The sequence below is a fragment of the Vibrio sp. 704 genome, from assembly GCF_033339295.1.
In genome coordinates this window covers 1-540 of sequence record NZ_JAWOUH010000913.1, presented here as the reverse complement: position 1 = coordinate 540, position 540 = coordinate 1, and the positions used below count along the sequence as shown (strand labels likewise).

Annotated in this window: 1 protein-coding gene; it reads right to left on the bottom strand. The window is 43.5% G+C overall.

The genetic code is table 11. The annotated features are described in order from the left end of the window. Positions 1–51: 51 nt before the first annotated feature. Positions 52–540, bottom strand: a 489-nt coding sequence (locus R7R24_RS29845) for a DUF2989 domain-containing protein (protein ID WP_318120606.1), incomplete at its 5' end; no start/stop codon positions are given.

Sequence of the window (540 nt, the reverse complement as noted above, 5' to 3'; positions counted from 1 at the left end):
ATAATCACCAGCAATAGGAAAAAAACTCCCGGCTAAGCGGGAGTTTTTTGTTTACATGTCTTTAGGGACCATATCGGGCGAGTAACTGCCTTTGCGTATTGCCTTTGCAATCGTATCGGCCAACTCATCTAACTTTTCGTGTTGGTTCGGATCCTCGAAGTGGTACATACGCTGCAACTGCTTTTCATCTGCTAAAGGCACATCAAATCGTTTGGCAACCATCGCCCATAAGTACGCCTGCTTTTTCTCGCCTAAACCTTGGTTAATGCTTGCCAGTGATTTAAGTATCACAGGGTTTAGGTTGTCTTTGTTTGACAGAGCCAAAGCATTATTGAGCAAGACTAGCGTTTTTTTTGCGTCTCTATTGGTATAGAAAGTGGCTAAGGCATACTGCATTTCTGCAGTATTTAACTGGGGTGTGCCTTCCATTTGTAAAAATTGGCGACGTGCTTGTGTATCGCCCGTTTGTGACCAAAGAAAATAGAGTGTCTCTGGTTGTTGAGAACCTTTCAGTTCTTCGACGATACGCTTGAGTTCATC